Here is an 18,521-nt window from a genome sequence, read left to right on the forward strand (position 1 = left end):
ATCCCATTTTCGTTTATACTAATTCAATTACTGCCATTTCAGCACCGTCGCCTCTGCGTGGTCCAACACGGTAGATGCGTGTGTAACCACCCTGTCTTTCGGCGTATTTAGGTGCAATTTCATCGAACAGGCTCTTTACAACATCGTCTTTTGTAATGTATGCTAACGCCTGTCTTCTGGCATGTAAGTCGCCTCTTTTACCCAAGGTGACCATTTTGTCTGCCATTCTTTTTACTTCTTTTGCGCGGGTAACGGTTGTTTCGATTCTACCGTGCTCTAAAAGTGAAGTGGTCAGATTTCTGAGCATTGCTCTTCTTTGATCGGTTGGGCGGCCTAATTTTCTGTATCCAGCCATTATTCTATCACTCCTTTGTCTTTTCGTCTTCTTGACTCAGAGATAACCCGATTTCAGCCAGCTTGTGCTTGATTTCATTTAAAGACTTACGGCCAAGGTTACGCACCTTGATCATGTCCTCTTCGGTTTTCTGAGTTAATTTTTCAACGGTATCAATATTTGCCCTTCTCAGGCAATTGCTTGAACGCACGGATAATTCCAGCTCTTCGATGGACATTTCACGGATGCGTTCTTTTTCATTCTCTTCTTTTTCAACCATGATTTCGACACTGTTTGCGTGGTCGGTTAAATCAATGAAAAGATTCAAATGTTCATTCAGTACTTTTGCTGATAATGACAGGGCTTCTTCGGGGGTGGTGGTCCCATCGGTCCACACCTCCAGGGTCAGCTTGTCAAAATCGGTTATCTGACCGACACGGGTATTTTCCACCAGAAAGTTAACCTTACGGATTGGTGAGAAAATGGAGTCAACCGGTAAGGTACCGATTGGCATACCCGGATATTTATTTTTATCAGAAGCGACATAGCCGCGGCCCTTTTCCAGACGCATTTCCATGTTCAGGGTTGCGCCCTTTGCCAGGGTTGCGATGTGCATGTCGGGATTTAAGATTTCCACATCAGCGTCGGTAATGATATCACCAGCGGTGATCTCGCCTTCGCCTTCTGCTTCAATGCGGACGGTTTTGGGTTCGTCTGAGAAGATTTCAGCAGCCAAACCTTTCATGTTCAGCAGAATTTCCACAACGTCTTCCCGTACGCCGGGGATGGTTGAGAATTCATGAAGAACACCGTCTATTTTAACGGAAGTGACGGCAACGCCTGGGAGGGAGGAAAGCATGATCCGTCTTAAGCTGTTGCCTAAGGTTGTACCATAGCCTCTTTCCAAGGGTTCGACGACAAACTTGCCGTAGGTTTCATCTTCTGATTTTTCAACGATTTCGATAATTGGTTTTTCAAATTCGATCATTTAATCTTGACCCTCCTAAATTTAAATTTTTCAGTTCCATAACGTGAGGGTTACGCATACCGGCGCAGAGCGCCGGCGAATGTCTCATTGTCATTTTATCCTATTATTTAGAATACAATTCGACGATTAGATGTTCAGCAATTTCAACATCAATATCTTCTCTTGTCGGTCTTCCGATAACTTTTCCGCTTAAAGTATCTAAATCTGCTGATAACCAAGGAGCGACAGCTCTGTTTTCAGTTGCTTCAAGAATTTCTTTAAATTTAGGTGATTTTTTGCTTTTTGCCTTTACTTCGATGGTGTCGCCTTCCTTAACCAGGTAAGAAGGTACGTTGACCTTTTTGCCGTTAACCAGGAAATGGGCGTGCTGTACGAGCTGACGGGCTTCTTTTCTGGATGTTGCTAAGCCAAGACGGTAAACAACGTTGTCCAGACGGGTTTCCAGGATTTCTAACAGGTTAGAACCGGTAATCCCTTTCTGTTTTTCAGCTAAATCAAAGTAATGTGCGAACTGTTTTTCCAGAACGCCATAGATTCTTTTAACTTTCTGTTTTTCACGTAACTGTAAGCCGTATTCAGATAATTTTGTACGTCTTTTACCATGCTGTCCTGGTGGTGTCGGTCTTCTTTCAAACGCACATTTGTTTGTAGAATAACATCTTTCACCCTTTAAGTATAATTTCATGCCTTCACGTCTGCACTGACGGCATGATGCTTCTGTATATCTTGCCATACTATTCTTTACACCTCCTATTAGACTCTTCTGCGTTTAGGCGGACGACAGCCATTGTGCGGGATTGGGGTTACGTCTCGGATGAGGGTAATTTCAAGGCCCGCTGCCTGTAAGGCACGAATCGCTGCTTCACGACCTGAACCTGGTCCTTTGACCATTACTTCAACACTCTTTAAACCGTGTTCCATTGCAAGCTTTGCAGCCTGTTCAGCAGCCATCTGAGCTGCGAAAGGTGTGCTTTTTCTGGAACCTCTGAAACCTAATTCTCCGGCACTTGCCCAAGATAAGGCGTTTCCTGCAGTGTCAGTGATGGTCACAATGGTGTTATTGAATGAAGATTGAATGTGGGCCTGGCCGCGTTCAATATTCTTTTTGATTTTTCTTTTCTTAGAACGGATAACTTTCTTAGCCATGATTCAACCTCCTATTTGCTCTTTCTTCCGACTGTTTTCTTCGGACCTTTGCGGGTGCGGGCATTGGTTTTGGTTTTCTGTCCGCGGACAGGTAAACCTCTACGGTGTCTTAAACCTCTGTAGGAACCAATTTCGATCAGCCGTTTAATATTTAAATTAACTTCACGACGCAAATCACCTTCTACGGTGTATTTTTCATCGAGAATGTTTCTTAATGCGTTAACTTCATTTTCAGTTAAGTCTTTAACTCTGGTATCAGGGTTAATGTTTAACTCTTTTAAAATCTTATTGGAAGTTGGACGACCAATTCCATAAATGTAGGTCAAGCCTACTTCTACCCTTTTATCTCTGGGTAAATCGACGCCGGCAATTCTTGCCATATGGTTAGTACCTCCTAAATTTTATTGGTCATGTATATGATGACCTGGAACCCCGGATTCCTTGCTTATTTTTCCTAGTCCCATGTTCGACAGACCCCTTGTGGGTTATGCAATCAGGCCTGTGCCTCTATATCATGCGTACGGATTAATTGCCGCGGCCGCACGCTTGTTTTAGTCCAAAGGGTTTTATTAACCCTGTTTCTGTTTGTGTTTAGGATTTTCACAAATTACCATTACACGACCGTTTCTCTTAATGATTTTGCATTTTTCGCAAATCGGTTTTACTGATGGTCTTACTTTCATTGTTTGTTTCCTCCTTTATGATCTGCCTTTTCCCCGCCATACGATACGCCCACGGGTCAAATCATATGGGGACAATTCTAACATAACTTTGTCTCCAGGTAAAATCCGAATGTAGTTCATTCTTAATTTTCCTGAAATATGCGCTGTTATCTGATGCCCATTCTCTAATTCTACTAAAAAAATCGTATTTGGTAAAGCCTCAATGACTTTGCCTTCGACTTCAATCACGTCTTTTTTGCCCATTGATCAAACCTCCTCACTTTTACCGTCATCAATCTCGCCTAAAAATGGTTCAAGACATTTTCTGATTTCGGCATTGTTTACTTTATCACCGTTTTTCAATTTCTCATGCAATATTGTGACGATCTGGTTTGTCTTTGCCAGGTGCCTGACCTTTTTCTTTTTGGGGTTACTTACTTTTCTAAGCTTTCCATCACAGATCGTTACGTAGTTCTGATCCAGAATCTCGTAGACAACCATGACCTGGCCTTTATCCCGTCCGGCTAATGGCCGGACAATCTGTCCCACTTTTAAATCATCCATCTTCATTACCCTTAAAGCATCGTGAGTATCTCAGGCGCTTCTTTGCCTGTAATGTAAATTGTATTTTCATAGTGAGCGGATAAGGAACCATCCGCAGTCACAACGGTCCAGTCGTTCGCTAAAAGTTTTACGTTGTAAGTCCCCACATCGACCATCGGCTCGATGGCAAGGCACATTCCCTGGCGCAATCTAGGCCCGTGACCGGGTTTACCATAGTTTGGAATGGGCGGATCTTCGTGCATTTCGCGTCCGATGCCATGTCCCACATAGTCCCTTACCACTGAGAACCCGTTTGCTTCCACAACTTCTTGTATCGCATGGGAGATGTCTGACAGGCGGTAACCCTCTCTGGCATACTCAATGCCTTTAAAGAAGGACTCTCTGGTTACATCAATGAGTTTTTGCGCTTCCTCGGAGATTTTACCAACCGCATGGGTTCTGGCCGCGTCGCCGACGTAACCGCCTAACGTCGCGCCGAGATCCACGGCGATAATGTCTCCCTCCTTTAACCTGCGGTTCCCGGGAATGCCGTGAACCACTTCTTCGTTAACGGAAGCACAAATGGAATTTGGGAAGCCCTGATAACCCAGGAAGGTTGGGTACGCACCCTGTTCCCGGATAAACTTTTCAGCGATCCGGTCCAGATCCAGGGTTGTCATACCCGGTTTTATTTTTGATTGAATGAGCGCGTGGCACTCGGCAACAATTCTGCCGGCGCGCCGCATCGCTTCAACCTCGTTTTGTGATTTTATGGTAATCATATTACCGGGCACCACCAAGCGCAACTTTGATAGCTTCTGCAACTTCTGCAGGAGACTGGGTACCGTCTATGGTAACCAGTTTACCCAGCTTGTCGTAATAGCCTACTAAAGGAGCGGATTCTTCTTCGTATACGTCAATCCGGGTTTTTACCGTTTCCGGTTTATCGTCATCTCTCTGAATTAAGGCTGTGCCGTCATTGTCACAGATACCTTCTTTCTTTGGTGCGTTGTACCGGATGTGGTAAGTCGCGCCACATGCTGGGCAGCTGCGTCTTCCGGTGATCCGGTCAACCAGGATGTCTGAAGGAACGGAAATGTTCACAGCGAAGTCCAGAGGATGACCCATTTTTTCGTTAAATGCTTTCAGTGCTTCTGCCTGTGCGACGGTTCTTGGGAAACCATCGAGCAGGTAACCATTTTTACAATCGTCTCTTTCGATCCGGTCTTCTACCAATGCGATGACGAGTTCGTCCGGCACCAGTTTCCCGGCGTCCATATAGGACTGTGCCTTGACTCCGAGCGGTGTTTTATTTTTTAAATTTTCTCTGAAAAGATCTCCAGTGGAAATATGAGGAATGGCGTAGGCATTTGCGATGCCCTTTGCCTGTGTACCTTTTCCAGCACCCGGAGGTCCTAATAATACAACTCTCATTTTCTTATCTCCGTTTTTACTATTTTAAAAATCCTTGATAATTCCGCATGGTCATTTCTGACTCGATTTGTTTAACTGTTTCCAGTGCAACACCGACGATGATCAGTAAGCTTGTACCACCGAACTGTAAGCTGACGCCGCCCATGAAATTCCCGATGATGATTGGAATGATCGCAATCAACGCGAGGAAAATCCCACCGAAAAGGGTCAGACGGTTCATAATACGGGATAAATACTCAACGGTTGGCTTACCTGGTCTTATACCGGGCACATAACCACCCTGTTTCTTGATGTTATCTGCAATATCAAATGGATTGAAGGTAACAGCGGTATAGAAATAGGTGAATGCTACAATTAAAACGATATAAATAATGGTTGTTACCGGTGCGCCCCAAGCAAAGTATTTAGATATCCAGGCTGAGAAGCCGGAGTTCGGGAAAAACTGTGCTAAAGTTGCCGGGAAGAGGGTTAAGGAACTGGCGAAAATGATGGGGATAACGCCTGCCATATTCACGCGGAGCGGAATGTGGGTGCTTTGTCCGCCGTACATTTTACGTCCGACCACTCTTTTTGCATACTGCACGGGTATTTTACGCTGCCCTTCGGTAACGGCCACAACGGCAACCGTTGCGATGATGATACCAATGACCAGTAAAATAACCGCTACGATCGACATAGTCCCAACCTGTACGTATTGGTAAATCTGCACGATCGCATTTGGAATTCTGGAGATGATACTGATAAAGATAATCAGTGAGATCCCATTGCCAATGCCGTTTTCTGTGATCTGTTCGCCTAAGAACATCAGGAAGGTTGTTCCTGCTGTAATACAGAGCACAACAACGAAAATGGTAAAGGCATTCTTTTCGGTTAAAAGTCCACCATAGGATAAACTCATCCCCAAGGCTTGGATAATTGCCAGTACAATGGTTAAGTAACGGGTGTACTGAGCAATTTTTTTACGTCCTTCTTCGCCTTCTTTTTGTAATCTTTCTAATGCTGGTATGGCAAATGCTAGAAGATTCATGATGATGGATGCATTGATGTAAGGGGTGATGCTCATGGCAAAAATCGTAAAATTACCAAAGTTCCCCCCGGAAATGATGTTAAACAATCCAAAAATTCCGCCATCATTAACAAGGTTCGCAAGCTGCGCGGTGTCAATGTAAGGGACGGGAATAAAAGAACCCAGACGATAGACGAACAGCAAGGCGATCGTATAGATCATCTTGCGTCGTAAATCCGGAATTCTCCATGCATCCTTCAAAGTAGAAATCATCTAAATCACCTCTACCTTTCCTCCTCGGGCAAGGATTTTTTCTTCAGCAGACTTGCTGACTTTGTTCGCTTTAACGGTTAAAGCTTTTTCCAAATCCCCTTCACCCAAAATTTTTACACCAGCTTTTAATTTGCGAATGAAACCATATTCTAATAATAACTCAGGTGTTACTACTGTATTTTCTTCAAAAGCGTTTAATTCGCCAACATTGACGATGGCGTATTCTTTTTTGAAACGATAGTTTGAGAAACCACGTTTTGGCAGTCTGCGGGCCAGTGGCATCTGACCACCTTCAAAGCCCGGACGTACACCGCCGCCTGAACGTGATTTTTGGCCGTCCTGACCTCTGCCGGCAGTTTTACCCTGTCCGGTTGCGGTACCGCGGCCTTTACGCTTGGTATCTTTCTTAGAGCCTTCTGCAGGTCTTAAGGTATGTAATCTCATCGTACACCTCCTATACTTCTTCAACGTCGAGCATGAAATCTGTTTTGTGGATCATGCCGCGAATCTGAGGGGTGTCATCATGAACAACGGTCTGTCCGATTTTCTTAAGACCCAGGGCTTCAATCGTCTTACGCTGTCTCTGATTGCGACCGATGATGCTTTTCTTAAGTGTGATTTTTAATTGTTTCGCCACGATGAACGCCTCCTAACCTAAAATTTCTTCAGGTGATTTGCCGCGTTTGGCTGCTACTTCTTCAAGAGTGGTTAAACGCGCTAACCCTTCCATTGTAGCGTTGACCATATTGCGGGCATTATTCGTTCCTAAAGATTTCGTTCTGATATCTTTAATTCCGGCTAATTCGCATACAGCACGAACAGCACCGCCGGCGATAACACCGGTACCAGGTCCGGCAGGTTTTAAGAGCACTTTGCCGGCGCCATCTTCGCCCTGTACTAAATGCGGAATGGTTGTTCCAACAAGTGGTACTTTGATTAATGATTTTTTAGCGGATTCGATGCCCTTGCGGATCGCGTCCGGAATTTCCATTGCTTTTCCTTTGCCGACACCTACATAGCCGTTTCCGTCTCCAACAATCACTAAACAACTGAATCTAAAGTTACGACCACCTTTTACAACCTTGGTGACACGGTTGATGGTAACAACTCTTTCCTGTAAATCCAATGTGTTCGGATCAATTTTATTACTCTGCATCAAGCGACCTCCTTTACTTAGAATTTTAATCCGGCTTCACGCGCGCCGTCTGCTAATTCTTTTACTCTTCCAGTGTAGATATAACCGCCTCTGTCAAACACAACATCTTCAATGCCCGCTGCCAGTGCTTTTTTGGCAATGGCTTCGCCGACCATTTTTGCAGCGGCTTTTCCGCCACCTTTTTCGATCTGGTCTCTCAGATCTTTGTCAAGGGTGGAAGCAGAAACCAAGGTGACGCCTTTTGCATCATCAATGATCTGTGCGTACATATTTTTATTGCTTCTGAATACGTTCAGACGAGGTCTTTCATTTGTTCCGGCAATTTTTTTGCGGACTCTCAAATGTTTTCTCAAACGCAATTCGTTTTTATTGATTTTTTTAATCATTCAGATTCACTCCTTTTTCTTACCTGTCGGGCATAGCCGTTAATGATTAACCAGTTTTACCAACTTTACGACGGATATGTTCGTCCGCGTACTTAACACCATGTCCCTTGTAAGGTTCAGGCAATCTCTTTGCACGGATATTGGCAGCGTGTGCGCCAACGGCTTCCTTGCTGATGCCTTTGACAATTACTTTAGTCTGTCCATCACAAACGGTCTCAACGCCTTCTGGATCTTCCATTTCGACAGGATGGGAATATCCCAGGTTCATGACCAGTTTGTTGCCTTTCTTTTCAGCTCTGTAACCAACACCACTAATTTCAAGAACTTTTTCAAATCCGCTGTTGACGCCGGTTACCATGTTGGCGATCAGCGCACGGGTTAAGCCGTGTAAGGATTTGTGCTCTTTGTTTTCAGATGGTCTTTTAACGATCACTTCGTTATCTTCAATTTCGATAATCATATCAGGATGGAATTCTCTAACCAGTTGACCTTTAGGCCCTTTTACAGTTAAGGTATGTCCATCTAATTTGACTTCGACACCAGCGGGAATGGCAACTGGAGCTTTACCGATTCTTGACATTTTCGTATACCTCCTGTTAATTTGTTACCAGACGTAACAGATTACTTCGCCGCCTACGCCGGCTCTTCTAGCTTCTTTATCGGTTAAAACGCCCTTAGATGTAGAAATAATGGCTACACCCAGTCCGTTTAATACTTTTGGGATTTCGTTGTTCCCAGCATAAACACGCAGGCCTGGTTTTGAAATTCTCTTTAAACCAGCAATAACCTTGCTCTTGTTTTCGCCGTATTTAAGTGTGATTTTGATAATGCCCTGTTTGTCATCATCAATGAAATCTACTTTATTGATATAACCTTCTTCCAAAAGAATTTCAGCGATCGCTTTCTTTTCTTTGGAAGCCGGCATTTCTACAGTTTTGTGACCTGCATTGTTTGCATTTCTGATTCTTGTCAGCATATCTGCAATTGGATCAGTCATTGTCATGCTTAGTGCCTCCTTTTCGTTTGTGTAAGCCGTACTTACCAGCTGGCTTTACGAACACCAGGAATTTCTCCCTTATAAGCCAATTCTCTAAAACAAATTCTGCAGATACCAAACTTTCTTAAGTAAGCATGTGGTCTCCCGCAAATCCGACAACGGTTGTATTCACGTGACGAATATTTTTGTTTTTTCTGCTGTTTTTCTTTCATTGCTTTTTTAGCCATTGTAACGAGCCTCCTTATTTAGCATACGGTAAGCCGAGTAAGCTTAACAGTTCGTGCGCTTCCTCGTCAGTTTTAGCCGTGGTTACGAACATAATGTCCATCCCTCTGATCTGTTCTACCTTATCGTAGTCAATTTCAGGGAAGATTAACTGTTCCTTGATACCGAATGCGTAGTTGCCTCTGCCGTCAAAAGACTTGTTGGATAAACCTCTGAAGTCTCTTACGCGAGGGAGAGCGATGTTAAACAGCTTGTCGCAGAATTCGTACATTCTGTCGCTTCTTAAGGTCACTTTAGCACCGACATTCTGTCCTTCTCTTACCTTAAAGTTTGCAACTGATTTTTTAGCCTTGGTAACAACCGGTCGCTGGCCGGCGATGATGCCTAAGTCAATTACGGCAGCTTCCAGAGCCTTTGAATTATCTTTACAGTCCCCTAAACCCATGTTGATTACAACCTTTTCCAGTTTAGGAACTTCCATTACATTTTTATACTGAAATTTCTCTTTCAAAGCCGGTACGACTTCGTTGAGATACTTATCTTGCATTCTAGCCATAATGTGCCTCCTTCCCCAGATTAGTTATCGAGAACCTGTCCGCATTTCTTGCAGACTCTTACTTTTTTACCGTCTTCTGTGATCTGTACGCCGGTACGAACGCCGCGGCCGCATTTATCACAGTTTAACAATACGTTAGAAGCGTCAATCTTACCTTCTTCGCGGATAATGCCACCCTGCTGCATTGCCTGGGATGGTTTTTTGTGCTTGGTCAGAATGTTGACACCTTCGACACGTACTTTTCCTTCGTCAGGGAAAGCTGCTAAAACCTTACCGGTTTTGCCTTTATCTTTACCAGAAATTACCTGGACAATATCATCTTTTTTTACATGCATCTTATTAGCCATATGGTCACCTCCTAATTAAAGTACTTCAGGAGCCAAAGATACAATTTTCATATACTTCTTGTCTCTTAACTCTCTCGCAACAGGTCCGAAGATACGGGTTCCTCTTGGATTTTTATCATCTTTTATCAAAACAGCTGCGTTCTGGTCAAATTTGATATAGCTTCCGTCATCACGGCGTACACCGCGTTTTGAGCGAACAACAACCGCTTTTACAACGTCACCTTTTTTAACGTCTCCGCCAGGAGCAGCACTTTTCACAGCGCATACAATCACGTCGCCAATGTTGGCATAACGTCTTCCTGAACCACCGAGAACTCGGATGCATAACAATTCCTTTGCACCGGTATTATCAGCAACTTTCAATCTACTTTCTTGTTGAATCATCCGAAATACCTCCTTCCGGGCATTAAATCTTATAATGCCTTTTCTACTATTTCAACTAATCTCCAGCGTTTATCTTTACTAAGTGGTCTTGTTTCCATGATTTTAACGGTATCGCCAATGCCACATTCGTTATTTTCATCATGAGCTTTAAACTTAACTGTATTCTTAACTCTTTTCTTGTAAAGAGGATGTTTTACAAAAGTTTCTACGGCAACAACAATGGTTTTGTCCATTTTGTCACTGACGACGCGACCAACACGGGTTTTTCTATCATTACGTTCCATCAGCTAAACCTCCTGTTTTTACGCTTCAGCCGATTTTGCTTCACGTTCCTGCATAATCGTCTTGATACGTGCGTATGTTTTCTTTACTTCTTTAATCCGCATCGGATTTTCTAATTGTCCGGTAGCGTGCTGGAAACGCAGGTTGAATAATTCTTCCTTTAAATCTCCAAGCTTGCCTTCTAATTCTACGTTTGTTAATTCTCTTAATTCATTTGCTTTCATACTTATTCACCCACTTCTTCCTGTGCTGCACGAGTGATAAACTTGGTTTTGATCGGCAGCTTGTGCTGAGCAAGACGCATCGCTTCTCTTGCGACATCTTCAGGAATACCTGAGATTTCGAATAATACGCGGCCTGGTTTTACAACGGCCACCCAGTATTCTGGAGCCCCTTTACCGGAACCCATACGCGTTTCGGCTGGTTTGGCAGTAACCGGTTTGTCCGGAAAAATCTTGATCCAAACCTTACCACCTCTTTTGATATATCTGGTCATGGCAACACGGGCAGCTTCAATCTGATTGGCTGTGATCCATGCTGGTTCCAGGGCCTGGATCGCGTAATCACCATAGGTGATTTTGTTACCGCGGGTAGCCTGGCCTTTCATACGACCTCTATGTACTCTTCTACGTTTAACACGTTTCGGCATTAACATATTGTATGTCCTCCTCTCTTAGTTTGCTTCTTTTCTAGGAGCTTTACGACGGTTGTTTCTTTTGCCCTTGGAATCTTCTTCCTCGCTGACGGCTAAGATGTTTTCACGTCCTGTTAAGATTTCACCTTTATTGACCCAAACCTTGATGCCTAATTTACCATAGGTTGTGTCCGCTTCAGCGAAACCGTAATCGATATTGGCACGCAGGGTCTGCATGGGGACGTTCCCCTGAGCGTAACCTTCTGTACGGGCCATTTCAGCACCGTTCAGACGGCCGGCAACCATGGTTTTGATGCCCTTAGCACCTGCGCGCATGGTGCGCTGCATGCACTGCTTCATTGCACGACGGAAAGAAATTCTTCTTTCTAACTGGCCTGCAATGTTTTCAGCGATTAACTGAGCATCCATATCGATGTTCTTAACTTCTACAATATTGATGAAGACTGTTTTGCCAGTCATTTTTTCAAGTTCTAATCTCAGCGCTTCAATACCAGCACCGCCCTTGCCGATGATCATGCCGGGTTTAGCGGTATGAATGTGGATTTTAATCTTGTTACCGAAACGTTCGATAACGATTTTGGAAATGCCCGCCTGGAATTGGCTGGCCTTGATGTATTTACGAATATCGTGATCTTCAATTAAGCAATCCGCAAAATCTCTGTCATTTGCATACCATTTTGCATTCCAGTCTTTAATCACGCCCACACGTAAGCCGTGTGCATTAACTTTTTGACCCAAACCTGATTCCTCCTATTCCTGTACTTCGTATTCTTTTAAAACAGCTGTGATGTGGGAAGTTCTCTTCTTAATTGGAAAAGCACGTCCCTGCGGGCCAGCTTTGTATCTTTTTAAGGTTGGTCCCTGATCGGCGTAGATCTGATCGATGTACAATTTTTCAGGATCCATGTTATGGTTATTTTCCGCGTTTGCTAAGGCAGATTTTACGACTTTTTCAGTGATTTTCGCGGCTTTGTTCGGTGTTAAAGCCAAAATACTTAAGGCTTCTCCGAGGCTTTTACCTCTGATCAAATCAGCCACTAATTTAGCCTTTCTGGATGAAACACGTACATATTTAGCTGTAGCTCTTGCTTCCACTTTGCACCCTCCTTTTGGCTATTTCATTTTTGTTTTCTTTTCGCCGGCATGGCCTCTGTAGGTTCTTGTGGGCGCAAACTCGCCGAGTTTGTGACCAACCATGTCTTCAGTGACATATACAGGCACATGCTTTCTACCGTCATGAACAGCGATGGTGTGTCCAACCATCTGTGGGAATAAAGTGGAGCTTCTTGACCAGGTCTTCAGCACGTTCTTTTCGCCTTTTTCGTTCATTTCTTCTATTCTTTTAAGCAGCTTTTCGCTGACGTAAGGTCCTTTTTTTACAGATCGACTCATATTTTAACCTCCTATGCTTATTTCACGTTACGACGACGTACGATATATTTATCGGAAGGTTTATTCTTCTTACGTGTCTTATAACCAAGAGCCGGTTTACCCCAAGGCGTAACCGGGCCAGAGCGGCCAACCGGAGCGCGGCCTTCACCACCACCGTGTGGATGGTCATTCGGGTTCATAACAGAACCACGAACGGTTGGGCGGATACCCATGTGGCGTTTACGGCCTGCTTTACCAATGCGGACATTCTGGTGATCTAAGTTACCAACTGTACCGACGGTTGCGCGGCATTCCAGGCGCACCTGGCGCATTTCACCAGATGGCAGACGCAGTGTTGCGTAGTTGCCTTCCTTGGCCATCAGCTGTGCAGAAGCACCGGCAGAACGCACCATCTGGCCGCCCTTGCCCGCTTTTAATTCGATGTTGTGTACCAGGGTACCAACCGGGATATTCTTCAGCGGCAGGCAGTTGCCAATGGTAATGTCGGCTTCAGGACCAGAGACGATGGTGTCGCCAACCTTTAATTTTAAAGGCGCGATGATGTAACGTTTTTCCCCATCAACATAGTGGATCAGCGCGATGTTGGAGCTGCGGTTCGGATCGTATTCAATCCCTGCAACCTTGCCCGGCACACCGTCTTTGTTTCTCTTGAAGTCAATGATTCTGTATTTTCTCTTGGCTCCGCCACCCTGGTGTCTTACGGTAATACGACCGTAGTTGTTACGACCAGCTTTGGACTTCAAAGGAGTCAATAAGGATTTTTCTGGTTCTTTTTTAGTGATTTCGTCAAATGTATTGACGCTCATATTTCTGCGTCCAGGGGACGTCGGTTTGTATTTTTTAATACCCATTATTCGCAAACCTCCTGTAGTGTTAAATGCTTATCGGGTCTTAGGCTTATACGCCTTCGAAGAATTCAATGGCCTTGCTGTCTTCAGTCAGTTTAACGATGGCTTTTTTCCAGTTTTTTCTTCTGCCTTCGAAACGGCCCATTCTCTTCATTTTACCGTTCATGTTCATGGTCGCAACTTTTTCGACCTTCACATCGAAGATTTCTTCAACGGCATTTTTGATTTCGATTTTGTTCGCATTCTTAGCGACTTCGAAAGTATATCGGTTGAATTCACTATCATCCATGCTCTTTTCAGTGATCAGCGGACGGATGATAATATCGCGAGGATTCTTCATTATGCGTATACCTCCTCAATTTTTTCTAAAGCGTCCTTGGTCATAACCAGAACGTCGTATTTTAACATGTCATAAACATTCAGTTCGCTGACCGTTGTGGTCGCCACCTTCTGAATGTTGTTTGCAGAGCGGACAACCGCATCGTCCTTTTCCGCTGTTACGATCAGAGCCTTCGGCGCGTTAATCGCGCTTAAGATGCCGACCATTTCCTTGGTTTTGGGCGCATCCATTGTCAGCTGATCCAAAACTCTTAATTCGTTGTCCTGAGCCTTCGCTGAGAAAACAGAGCGCATGGCCAGGTTACGAACCTTTTTGTTAACCTTCTTGCTGTAATCTCTGGATTTCGGAGCGAAGATCACGCCGCCGCCAATCCATAACGGAGAACGGCTTGTGCCGGCACGGGCGCGGCCCGTTCCTTTTTGTCTCCAGGGCTTTCTGCCGCCGCCTCTGACCTCGGAACGGGTTAAGGTGCCTTTCGTGCCCTGACGTTTATTTGCAAGCAGTGCTACGACTACTTCATGTACAACCGGTTCGTTGGGTTCGATCCCGAAAACTCTTTCGCTGAGTTCCACGTCACCAACGACATTTCCTTTTACATCTAAGATGTCCATTTTTGGCATTTGAATTCCTCCTTTCAAGCTAAGATATTCTATGCTTTAACGCTGCTTTTGATGGAAACCAGTGAGCCTCTAGGACCGGGAACAGCACCCTTAATGAGCAGAATATTGTCTTCTGCAGAAACCTGAACAACTTCCAGATTTAAAGCAGTGACATTCTTATTCCCCATCTGACCTGGTAAGTTCTTACCCTTCATAACGCGAGCCGGGTAAGCGGAAGCACCCATGGAGCCTGGGCTTCTGTGGTACTTGGAACCATGAGCCATCGGTCCTCTGGACTGGCCGTGACGTTTGATGACGCCCTGGAAACCCTTACCTTTGGATTTACCGGAGATATCAACCTTGTCGCCTGCTTCAAACATGTCAGCCTTGATGACCTGTCCTGTTTCAAAAGCATCATAATCGTCTAATTTAAATTCACGGATGACTTTTTTATATTCAACGCCGTGTTTGTCATAATGACCTTTTAAAGGTTTGGTTACGCGTTTTTCCTTCACATCGCCGTAAGCGAGCTGAACCGCTTCGTAACCGTCAACGTCCATATTTTTCTTCTGGACGACAACACATGGACCCGCTTCCACAACCGTAACCGGAACAACCGTACCGTTTTCTGTGAAAATCTGAGTCATACCAATTTTCTTGCCGATAATTGCTTTTTTCAATTTTTTCCTCCTATATCATTGGATCGCCGGGCGATCATAATATTGTGTGTGGTTGACTAAAATTATAATTTAATTTCGATATCAACGCCTGCTGGCAGGTTTAAACGCATTAAGGCGTCTACTGTTTTCGGTGTCGGATTTAAGATGTCGATCAGGCGTTTGTGCGTGCGCATTTCGAACTGTTCTCTGGAATCCTTGTACTTGTGAACCGCTCTTAAAATCGTGATGATTTCCTTGTCAGTCGGAAGCGGAATAGGGCCAGAAACACTCGCACCTGTTCTCTTTGCTGTTTCAACGATTTTTTCAGCTGATTGATCGAGTAACTGATGATCAAAAGCCTTGAGTCTGATTCTAATTTTTTGTTTTGCCATACCTAAATTTACCTCCTTGTATGTTTTTTGCAATAGCATTTAGGTACGTCAACCACCTTGTCAACTCAGCCGGGTGTTTCATTCTAAAACTTTTAAAAAAAAGCGGCCCGAAACAGCCGGTTTCAAGGGGTTGTCGTCCGATTCTTTGATCGTGACATACTCCATGGGAATTACCTGAATTAGTAACAGCAACTTCCCATCTCATCGCAGATAGTCAACCTTGTCTATTATACATGCCGGGGCGCCTGGATGCAAGCTTTTTAAGGAAATAAACATCTTTTTTTTGACGCGCTATGAAAAGACGTTTACATTTAAGAAAGTCTTAAGAAAATGTGCTTTCGCATAGTAACGCATCCCCCGGCTCCGAACCCCAAAAGTTCATAACGCCAAAATCAGGCGGCGGCCAATGTGTTATGAAAAAAGGCCAAAACCCCCATGAACACAGGGTTTCAGCCCTCCAAAAAGTCATAACCATATAACGCACATAACCCGGGCCGTTTTATCACTTAAACCCCTACAGGCAATCCCTCAAAATCACCTCAGGCCGTTCATCCCAGAAGTAAGCGCCGATCCCCCGCATCCCCAGGTGGACGGCCAGTACGGTGCCGATGGGCACTGGCGCCGTATCCGGCATGCCCGCAGCCGCAAGCTTATCCTGCAGCGACACCACCAGCTCCTGGCATTCCATGGGATCGGCGTAGGCAATGCCAATGGTCTGATCCCTGTAATCACCGGTTCTCTCAAGCACCTTTTCCACCAGCGTCGCCACTGCCTTTTTATCACCGCGCACCTTGCCGATGATGTTGAGCTCACCCTGGTCCACATAGACCACGGGACGGATTTTCAGAAAATCCCCCACCACAGCGATCCCCTTGGACACCCGGCCGCCCTTGTTCAGCCACTTCAGGTCCTGAACCGAAAAATAAAACTGGGCGTGGGTTTTCAGCTTCTCCGCCGCGTCCGCCAGCAGCGGCAGATCGGCGCCGGCGTCCAGCAGACGGATCAGCTCCATGGCGATGAGGCCTACGCTGCCGCCGCTCTGCAGGCTGTCCACCACAATACATCTGAAATCCGGGTAGGTCTCCTGAACCTCCCGCAGCATCACACGCCCGGTCTGGCAGCTCCCGGACAACTTGGAGGTAAAGGCCAGGTACAGCACCTCATCCCCTGCCTCGGCGTAAGCCTCAAAACGTTTCTTAAAATCCCCGGGACGCACCTGCGAGGTGCTGGGCATTACTCCCTGACGCATATAGGCATGAATTTCATCCAAATGAATCTCTACCTTATCCCGGTAGGAGCGCTCCTCCACAATCACATTGAGAGGGATCATATCCACCCGCGGATGCTTCTGGAAAGCCTCCGGCATATCACACATACTGTCAATTAAAAGTCGCACCATTTCTGTTTCCTCGATCTGTTTTTTTATTTATAGCCTTTAAATCATATCATGTTCCCAAAAAGCTTTCAACACCCGCTGTCATTTTCTGGGGCTGAAAACGCGCCGGGTTATGTGCGTTATGACTTTATGACTTTTTTGCGCTCTCAATCTCCCTATTTATGCGGGTTCCAGCCTTTTCTCATAACGCACGGGCCGCCGCCTGATTTTTGCGTTATGAACCGCCCGGGCACTGTGGTATAATAAAAACACCTTATCATCAAAGGAGATCATCATGTTTTCAAATTTAACCCTACGAAAAATCATCGCCTACGGCTCCGGGGATTACGACCAGGCCCTTGCCCTCCGGGACCGGCTGCTGCGGAAACCCCTGGGTCTGAGCCTTTATGACGAGGACCTGAGCGACGAAAAAAACAATTATCACCTCGGCATCTTCAGAGGCCCTGAGCTGGCCGCGGTGCTGGTGCTCATCCCAAAGGACAGCACCACCCTCCAAATGCGCCAGGTGGCTGTGGATACCGCCCTGCAGAGGCAGCACCTCGGCGCAAGGCTCATCGCCTTTGCCGAAAGCTTTGCCGCCACCCAGGGCTTTACCCGCATTGTTCTCAACGCGCGGCAGACCGCCGAGGCTTTTTACCACAAGCAGGGGTACACGTCTGTGGGCGAGCCTTTTGTGGAGCTGGGGATCGGGCACGTGAGGATGGAGAAGGCGTTGGGAATGGAAAATTGAGAATGGAGAATGGAGAATTTTGGAAGAAACACCGGCTCTGCCGGGTTTCTTTTTTTGGCGTCGGCGGTTATACCTGAATTTCAACGCAGTGTCCGCAACTAAAATTTAAAATTTATTCTGTAAAAAGGCCTCCCGAAATCCCGAAAACTGTTTTCAAACAGCGTTTTCGGGATTTCGGGAGGCCTCTTCCAGTTGCGGACACAAACCAGAGCCAGCCGCCGTGCTACCATCGCCTTCCATCAAACGCAGCCAAAGGCTGCCGTTTGCTCCAATAATTCTCAATTCTCCATTCTCAATTCTCCATTAAAAAAGGATCAGGCTCGCAAAAAGCCTGATCCTCTAAATTCTATTCTAATCTAAAATTAATCTGTAATAATTTTTGCAACGGCTCCGGAGCCAACGGTACGTCCGCCTTCACGGATCGCGAAACGTAAACCTTCTTCGATCGCGATTGGGGTGATCAATGTGATTTCCATTTCAACGTTGTCCCCTGGCATAACCATTTCTACACCTTCTGGCAGTTTGATATTACCGGTTACGTCGGTTGTTCTGAAGTAGAACTGTGGTCTGTAGCCATCGAAGAATGGGGTATGACGGCCGCCTTCTTCTTTGGTCAGGACGTATACCTGGGCGGTGAAGTGGGTGTGTGGGTGGATGGAGCCTGGTTTTGCCAGTACCTGTCCACGTTCGATCATGGTACGGTCGATCCCACGCAGTAACGCGCCGATGTTGTCGCCTGAACGGCCTTCATCTAACAGCTTACGGAACATTTCAATCCCGGTTACAACGGT

35 protein-coding genes are annotated in these 18,521 nt (G+C 45.5%); 1 reads left to right on the forward strand and 34 read right to left on the reverse strand.

Features of this window, described 5'->3' with window-relative positions; translation table 11 throughout:
• Positions 1-13: 13 nt before the first annotated feature.
• The 33 genes from rplQ to BUC22_RS20875 form a co-directional block, all read right to left on the reverse strand.
• The gene (gene rplQ, locus BUC22_RS20715) at positions 14-355 is read right to left on the reverse strand and encodes a 50S ribosomal protein L17 (RefSeq protein WP_013382256.1); all 342 of its coding nucleotides are present in this window, start codon (positions 353-355) and stop codon (positions 14-16) included.
• Positions 356-362: 7 nt separating this feature from the next.
• Positions 363-1,322, reverse strand: a complete 960-nt coding sequence (locus BUC22_RS20720) for a DNA-directed RNA polymerase subunit alpha (RefSeq protein ID WP_013382257.1) — start codon at positions 1,320-1,322, stop codon at positions 363-365.
• A gap of 103 nt (positions 1,323-1,425) precedes the next feature.
• The gene (gene rpsD / locus BUC22_RS20725) at positions 1,426-2,055 is read right to left on the reverse strand and encodes a 30S ribosomal protein S4 (protein WP_013382258.1); all 630 of its coding nucleotides are present in this window, start codon (positions 2,053-2,055) and stop codon (positions 1,426-1,428) included.
• A 20-nt stretch (positions 2,056-2,075) separates the two neighbouring features.
• On the reverse strand, positions 2,076-2,468 hold the full coding sequence (rpsK, locus tag BUC22_RS20730; protein ID WP_013382259.1) for a 30S ribosomal protein S11: 393 nt from the start codon (positions 2,466-2,468) through the stop codon (positions 2,076-2,078).
• Positions 2,469-2,479: 11 nt separating this feature from the next.
• On the reverse strand, positions 2,480-2,848 hold the full coding sequence (gene rpsM / locus BUC22_RS20735; protein WP_013382260.1) for a 30S ribosomal protein S13: 369 nt from the start codon (positions 2,846-2,848) through the stop codon (positions 2,480-2,482).
• 189 nt (positions 2,849-3,037) lie between these two features.
• Positions 3,038-3,151, reverse strand: coding sequence for a 50S ribosomal protein L36 (rpmJ, locus tag BUC22_RS20740; protein ID WP_013382261.1), 114 nt, complete (start codon positions 3,149-3,151; stop codon positions 3,038-3,040).
• 15 nt (positions 3,152-3,166) lie between these two features.
• Positions 3,167-3,394, reverse strand: a complete 228-nt coding sequence (infA, locus tag BUC22_RS20745; RefSeq protein WP_013382262.1) for a translation initiation factor IF-1 — start codon at positions 3,392-3,394, stop codon at positions 3,167-3,169.
• A 3-nt stretch (positions 3,395-3,397) separates the two neighbouring features.
• Entirely contained in the window at positions 3,398-3,694 is a 297-nt protein-coding gene (locus tag BUC22_RS20750) for a KOW domain-containing RNA-binding protein (protein WP_038354277.1), read from the reverse strand.
• 11 nt (positions 3,695-3,705) lie between these two features.
• Entirely contained in the window at positions 3,706-4,455 is a 750-nt protein-coding gene (gene map, locus BUC22_RS20755; RefSeq protein ID WP_013382264.1) for a type I methionyl aminopeptidase, read from the reverse strand.
• Between the two features lies 1 nt (position 4,456).
• Positions 4,457-5,107, reverse strand: a complete 651-nt coding sequence (locus tag BUC22_RS20760) for an adenylate kinase (RefSeq protein ID WP_013382265.1) — start codon at positions 5,105-5,107, stop codon at positions 4,457-4,459.
• 19 nt (positions 5,108-5,126) lie between these two features.
• Positions 5,127-6,386, reverse strand: a complete 1,260-nt coding sequence (secY, locus tag BUC22_RS20765) for a preprotein translocase subunit SecY (protein WP_013382266.1) — start codon at positions 6,384-6,386, stop codon at positions 5,127-5,129.
• Positions 6,387-6,830 (reverse strand): 50S ribosomal protein L15, encoded by a 444-nt coding sequence (gene rplO / locus BUC22_RS20770; RefSeq protein ID WP_013382267.1) that lies wholly within the window; start codon positions 6,828-6,830, stop codon positions 6,387-6,389.
• Between the two features lie 10 nt (positions 6,831-6,840).
• Positions 6,841-7,023, reverse strand: coding sequence for a 50S ribosomal protein L30 (gene rpmD / locus BUC22_RS20775; protein ID WP_013382268.1), 183 nt, complete (start codon positions 7,021-7,023; stop codon positions 6,841-6,843).
• A gap of 12 nt (positions 7,024-7,035) precedes the next feature.
• Positions 7,036-7,542, reverse strand: a complete 507-nt coding sequence (gene rpsE / locus BUC22_RS20780; protein ID WP_013382269.1) for a 30S ribosomal protein S5 — start codon at positions 7,540-7,542, stop codon at positions 7,036-7,038.
• Between the two features lie 17 nt (positions 7,543-7,559).
• Positions 7,560-7,928, reverse strand: coding sequence for a 50S ribosomal protein L18 (rplR, locus tag BUC22_RS20785; protein WP_013382270.1), 369 nt, complete (start codon positions 7,926-7,928; stop codon positions 7,560-7,562).
• 46 nt (positions 7,929-7,974) lie between these two features.
• Positions 7,975-8,508 carry a 50S ribosomal protein L6 gene (rplF, locus tag BUC22_RS20790; RefSeq protein ID WP_013382271.1) on the reverse strand — a complete coding sequence of 178 codons (534 nt, stop codon included), beginning with the start codon at positions 8,506-8,508 and terminating at the stop codon, positions 7,975-7,977.
• A gap of 24 nt (positions 8,509-8,532) precedes the next feature.
• Complete coding sequence (gene rpsH / locus BUC22_RS20795; protein ID WP_013382272.1) at positions 8,533-8,931, reverse strand: 30S ribosomal protein S8; 399 nt, start codon at positions 8,929-8,931, stop codon at positions 8,533-8,535.
• A 35-nt stretch (positions 8,932-8,966) separates the two neighbouring features.
• Complete coding sequence (locus BUC22_RS20800; protein WP_013382273.1) at positions 8,967-9,152, reverse strand: type Z 30S ribosomal protein S14; 186 nt, start codon at positions 9,150-9,152, stop codon at positions 8,967-8,969.
• A 14-nt stretch (positions 9,153-9,166) separates the two neighbouring features.
• A complete protein-coding gene (rplE, locus tag BUC22_RS20805; protein ID WP_013382274.1) occupies positions 9,167-9,706 on the reverse strand; it encodes a 50S ribosomal protein L5 in 540 nt (179 codons plus the stop codon).
• A gap of 20 nt (positions 9,707-9,726) precedes the next feature.
• Positions 9,727-10,053, reverse strand: coding sequence for a 50S ribosomal protein L24 (gene rplX, locus BUC22_RS20810; protein WP_013382275.1), 327 nt, complete (start codon positions 10,051-10,053; stop codon positions 9,727-9,729).
• Positions 10,054-10,068: 15 nt separating this feature from the next.
• Complete coding sequence (rplN, locus tag BUC22_RS20815; protein WP_013382276.1) at positions 10,069-10,437, reverse strand: 50S ribosomal protein L14; 369 nt, start codon at positions 10,435-10,437, stop codon at positions 10,069-10,071.
• Between the two features lie 29 nt (positions 10,438-10,466).
• The gene (gene rpsQ / locus BUC22_RS20820; protein WP_176731170.1) at positions 10,467-10,724 is read right to left on the reverse strand and encodes a 30S ribosomal protein S17; all 258 of its coding nucleotides are present in this window, start codon (positions 10,722-10,724) and stop codon (positions 10,467-10,469) included.
• A gap of 15 nt (positions 10,725-10,739) precedes the next feature.
• Positions 10,740-10,943, reverse strand: a complete 204-nt coding sequence (gene rpmC, locus BUC22_RS20825; RefSeq protein ID WP_013382278.1) for a 50S ribosomal protein L29 — start codon at positions 10,941-10,943, stop codon at positions 10,740-10,742.
• 2 nt (positions 10,944-10,945) lie between these two features.
• A complete protein-coding gene (gene rplP / locus BUC22_RS20830) occupies positions 10,946-11,374 on the reverse strand; it encodes a 50S ribosomal protein L16 (RefSeq protein ID WP_013382279.1) in 429 nt (142 codons plus the stop codon).
• A gap of 18 nt (positions 11,375-11,392) precedes the next feature.
• A complete protein-coding gene (rpsC, locus tag BUC22_RS20835; RefSeq protein WP_013382280.1) occupies positions 11,393-12,112 on the reverse strand; it encodes a 30S ribosomal protein S3 in 720 nt (239 codons plus the stop codon).
• A 12-nt stretch (positions 12,113-12,124) separates the two neighbouring features.
• On the reverse strand, positions 12,125-12,469 hold the full coding sequence (gene rplV, locus BUC22_RS20840; protein ID WP_013382281.1) for a 50S ribosomal protein L22: 345 nt from the start codon (positions 12,467-12,469) through the stop codon (positions 12,125-12,127).
• Positions 12,470-12,487: 18 nt separating this feature from the next.
• Positions 12,488-12,766, reverse strand: coding sequence for a 30S ribosomal protein S19 (gene rpsS, locus BUC22_RS20845; RefSeq protein ID WP_013382282.1), 279 nt, complete (start codon positions 12,764-12,766; stop codon positions 12,488-12,490).
• Between the two features lie 17 nt (positions 12,767-12,783).
• Positions 12,784-13,617: a 50S ribosomal protein L2 gene (gene rplB, locus BUC22_RS20850; RefSeq protein WP_013382283.1), complete on the reverse strand. Its 834-nt coding sequence runs from the start codon at positions 13,615-13,617 to the stop codon at positions 12,784-12,786.
• Between the two features lie 46 nt (positions 13,618-13,663).
• Positions 13,664-13,954: a 50S ribosomal protein L23 gene (rplW, locus tag BUC22_RS20855; RefSeq protein WP_013382284.1), complete on the reverse strand. Its 291-nt coding sequence runs from the start codon at positions 13,952-13,954 to the stop codon at positions 13,664-13,666.
• Positions 13,954-14,574: a 50S ribosomal protein L4 gene (gene rplD / locus BUC22_RS20860; protein WP_013382285.1), complete on the reverse strand. Its 621-nt coding sequence runs from the start codon at positions 14,572-14,574 to the stop codon at positions 13,954-13,956. Before rplD ends, rplW begins: the two co-directional genes overlap by 1 nt.
• Before the next feature lie 29 nt (positions 14,575-14,603).
• A complete protein-coding gene (gene rplC, locus BUC22_RS20865; protein ID WP_013382286.1) occupies positions 14,604-15,233 on the reverse strand; it encodes a 50S ribosomal protein L3 in 630 nt (209 codons plus the stop codon).
• Positions 15,234-15,295: 62 nt separating this feature from the next.
• On the reverse strand, positions 15,296-15,604 hold the full coding sequence (gene rpsJ / locus BUC22_RS20870) for a 30S ribosomal protein S10 (protein ID WP_013382287.1): 309 nt from the start codon (positions 15,602-15,604) through the stop codon (positions 15,296-15,298).
• A 514-nt stretch (positions 15,605-16,118) separates the two neighbouring features.
• Positions 16,119-17,003, reverse strand: coding sequence for a DegV family protein (locus tag BUC22_RS20875; protein ID WP_013382288.1), 885 nt, complete (start codon positions 17,001-17,003; stop codon positions 16,119-16,121).
• A 271-nt stretch (positions 17,004-17,274) separates the two neighbouring features.
• Between BUC22_RS20875 and BUC22_RS20880 the strand changes: the two genes are divergently transcribed.
• Positions 17,275-17,730 carry a GNAT family N-acetyltransferase gene (locus tag BUC22_RS20880; RefSeq protein ID WP_013382290.1) on the forward strand — a complete coding sequence of 152 codons (456 nt, stop codon included), beginning with the start codon at positions 17,275-17,277 and terminating at the stop codon, positions 17,728-17,730.
• A gap of 362 nt (positions 17,731-18,092) precedes the next feature.
• Here the strand turns inward: BUC22_RS20880 and BUC22_RS20885 are convergent.
• Positions 18,093-18,521: EF-Tu C-terminal domain-related protein (locus tag BUC22_RS20885; RefSeq protein ID WP_479723677.1), on the reverse strand; the 429-nt coding region annotated here is incomplete at its 5' end.

The organism is Eubacterium callanderi, from assembly GCF_900142645.1.
Classification (GTDB): domain Bacteria; phylum Bacillota; class Clostridia; order Eubacteriales; family Eubacteriaceae; genus Eubacterium; species Eubacterium callanderi.

Excerpts from the sequence above, each read along its gene's own strand:
- rplF (WP_013382271.1), bottom strand. The coding sequence starts at position 8,508 with ATGTCAAGAATCGGTAAAGCTCCAGTTGCCATTCCCGCTGGTGTCGAA.
- rplP (WP_013382279.1), bottom strand. The coding sequence starts at position 11,374 with ATGTTAATGCCGAAACGTGTTAAACGTAGAAGAGTACATAGAGGTCGT.
- rplO (WP_013382267.1), bottom strand. The coding sequence starts at position 6,830 with ATGAGATTACATACCTTAAGACCTGCAGAAGGCTCTAAGAAAGATACC.
- BUC22_RS20880 (WP_013382290.1), top strand. The coding sequence starts at position 17,275 with ATGTTTTCAAATTTAACCCTACGAAAAATCATCGCCTACGGCTCCGGG.
- rplN (WP_013382276.1), bottom strand. The coding sequence starts at position 10,437 with ATGATTCAACAAGAAAGTAGATTGAAAGTTGCTGATAATACCGGTGCA.
- rplR (WP_013382270.1), bottom strand. The coding sequence starts at position 7,928 with ATGATTAAAAAAATCAATAAAAACGAATTGCGTTTGAGAAAACATTTG.
- rpmJ (WP_013382261.1), bottom strand. The coding sequence starts at position 3,151 with ATGAAAGTAAGACCATCAGTAAAACCGATTTGCGAAAAATGCAAAATC.
- BUC22_RS20800 (WP_013382273.1), bottom strand. The coding sequence starts at position 9,152 with ATGGCTAAAAAAGCAATGAAAGAAAAACAGCAGAAAAAACAAAAATAT.
- rplD (WP_013382285.1), bottom strand. The coding sequence starts at position 14,574 with ATGCCAAAAATGGACATCTTAGATGTAAAAGGAAATGTCGTTGGTGAC.
- rpsH (WP_013382272.1), bottom strand. The coding sequence starts at position 8,931 with ATGACAATGACTGATCCAATTGCAGATATGCTGACAAGAATCAGAAAT.
- rpsE (WP_013382269.1), bottom strand. The coding sequence starts at position 7,542 with ATGCAGAGTAATAAAATTGATCCGAACACATTGGATTTACAGGAAAGA.
- rpsK (WP_013382259.1), bottom strand. The coding sequence starts at position 2,468 with ATGGCTAAGAAAGTTATCCGTTCTAAGAAAAGAAAAATCAAAAAGAAT.
- map (WP_013382264.1), bottom strand. The coding sequence starts at position 4,455 with ATGATTACCATAAAATCACAAAACGAGGTTGAAGCGATGCGGCGCGCC.
- rplX (WP_013382275.1), bottom strand. The coding sequence starts at position 10,053 with ATGGCTAATAAGATGCATGTAAAAAAAGATGATATTGTCCAGGTAATT.
- rpsD (WP_013382258.1), bottom strand. The coding sequence starts at position 2,055 with ATGGCAAGATATACAGAAGCATCATGCCGTCAGTGCAGACGTGAAGGC.
- BUC22_RS20760 (WP_013382265.1), bottom strand. The coding sequence starts at position 5,107 with ATGAGAGTTGTATTATTAGGACCTCCGGGTGCTGGAAAAGGTACACAG.
- rplW (WP_013382284.1), bottom strand. The coding sequence starts at position 13,954 with ATGAAGAATCCTCGCGATATTATCATCCGTCCGCTGATCACTGAAAAG.
- BUC22_RS20750 (WP_038354277.1), bottom strand. The coding sequence starts at position 3,694 with ATGGATGATTTAAAAGTGGGACAGATTGTCCGGCCATTAGCCGGACGG.
- rpsM (WP_013382260.1), bottom strand. The coding sequence starts at position 2,848 with ATGGCAAGAATTGCCGGCGTCGATTTACCCAGAGATAAAAGGGTAGAA.
- rplQ (WP_013382256.1), bottom strand. The coding sequence starts at position 355 with ATGGCTGGATACAGAAAATTAGGCCGCCCAACCGATCAAAGAAGAGCA.
- rpsS (WP_013382282.1), bottom strand. The coding sequence starts at position 12,766 with ATGAGTCGATCTGTAAAAAAAGGACCTTACGTCAGCGAAAAGCTGCTT.
- rpmC (WP_013382278.1), bottom strand. The coding sequence starts at position 10,943 with ATGAAAGCAAATGAATTAAGAGAATTAACAAACGTAGAATTAGAAGGC.
- rpsJ (WP_013382287.1), bottom strand. The coding sequence starts at position 15,604 with ATGGCAAAACAAAAAATTAGAATCAGACTCAAGGCTTTTGATCATCAG.
- secY (WP_013382266.1), bottom strand. The coding sequence starts at position 6,386 with ATGATTTCTACTTTGAAGGATGCATGGAGAATTCCGGATTTACGACGC.
- BUC22_RS20720 (WP_013382257.1), bottom strand. The coding sequence starts at position 1,322 with ATGATCGAATTTGAAAAACCAATTATCGAAATCGTTGAAAAATCAGAA.
- infA (WP_013382262.1), bottom strand. The coding sequence starts at position 3,394 with ATGGGCAAAAAAGACGTGATTGAAGTCGAAGGCAAAGTCATTGAGGCT.
- BUC22_RS20875 (WP_013382288.1), bottom strand. The coding sequence starts at position 17,003 with ATGGTGCGACTTTTAATTGACAGTATGTGTGATATGCCGGAGGCTTTC.
- rplB (WP_013382283.1), bottom strand. The coding sequence starts at position 13,617 with ATGGGTATTAAAAAATACAAACCGACGTCCCCTGGACGCAGAAATATG.
- rplE (WP_013382274.1), bottom strand. The coding sequence starts at position 9,706 with ATGGCTAGAATGCAAGATAAGTATCTCAACGAAGTCGTACCGGCTTTG.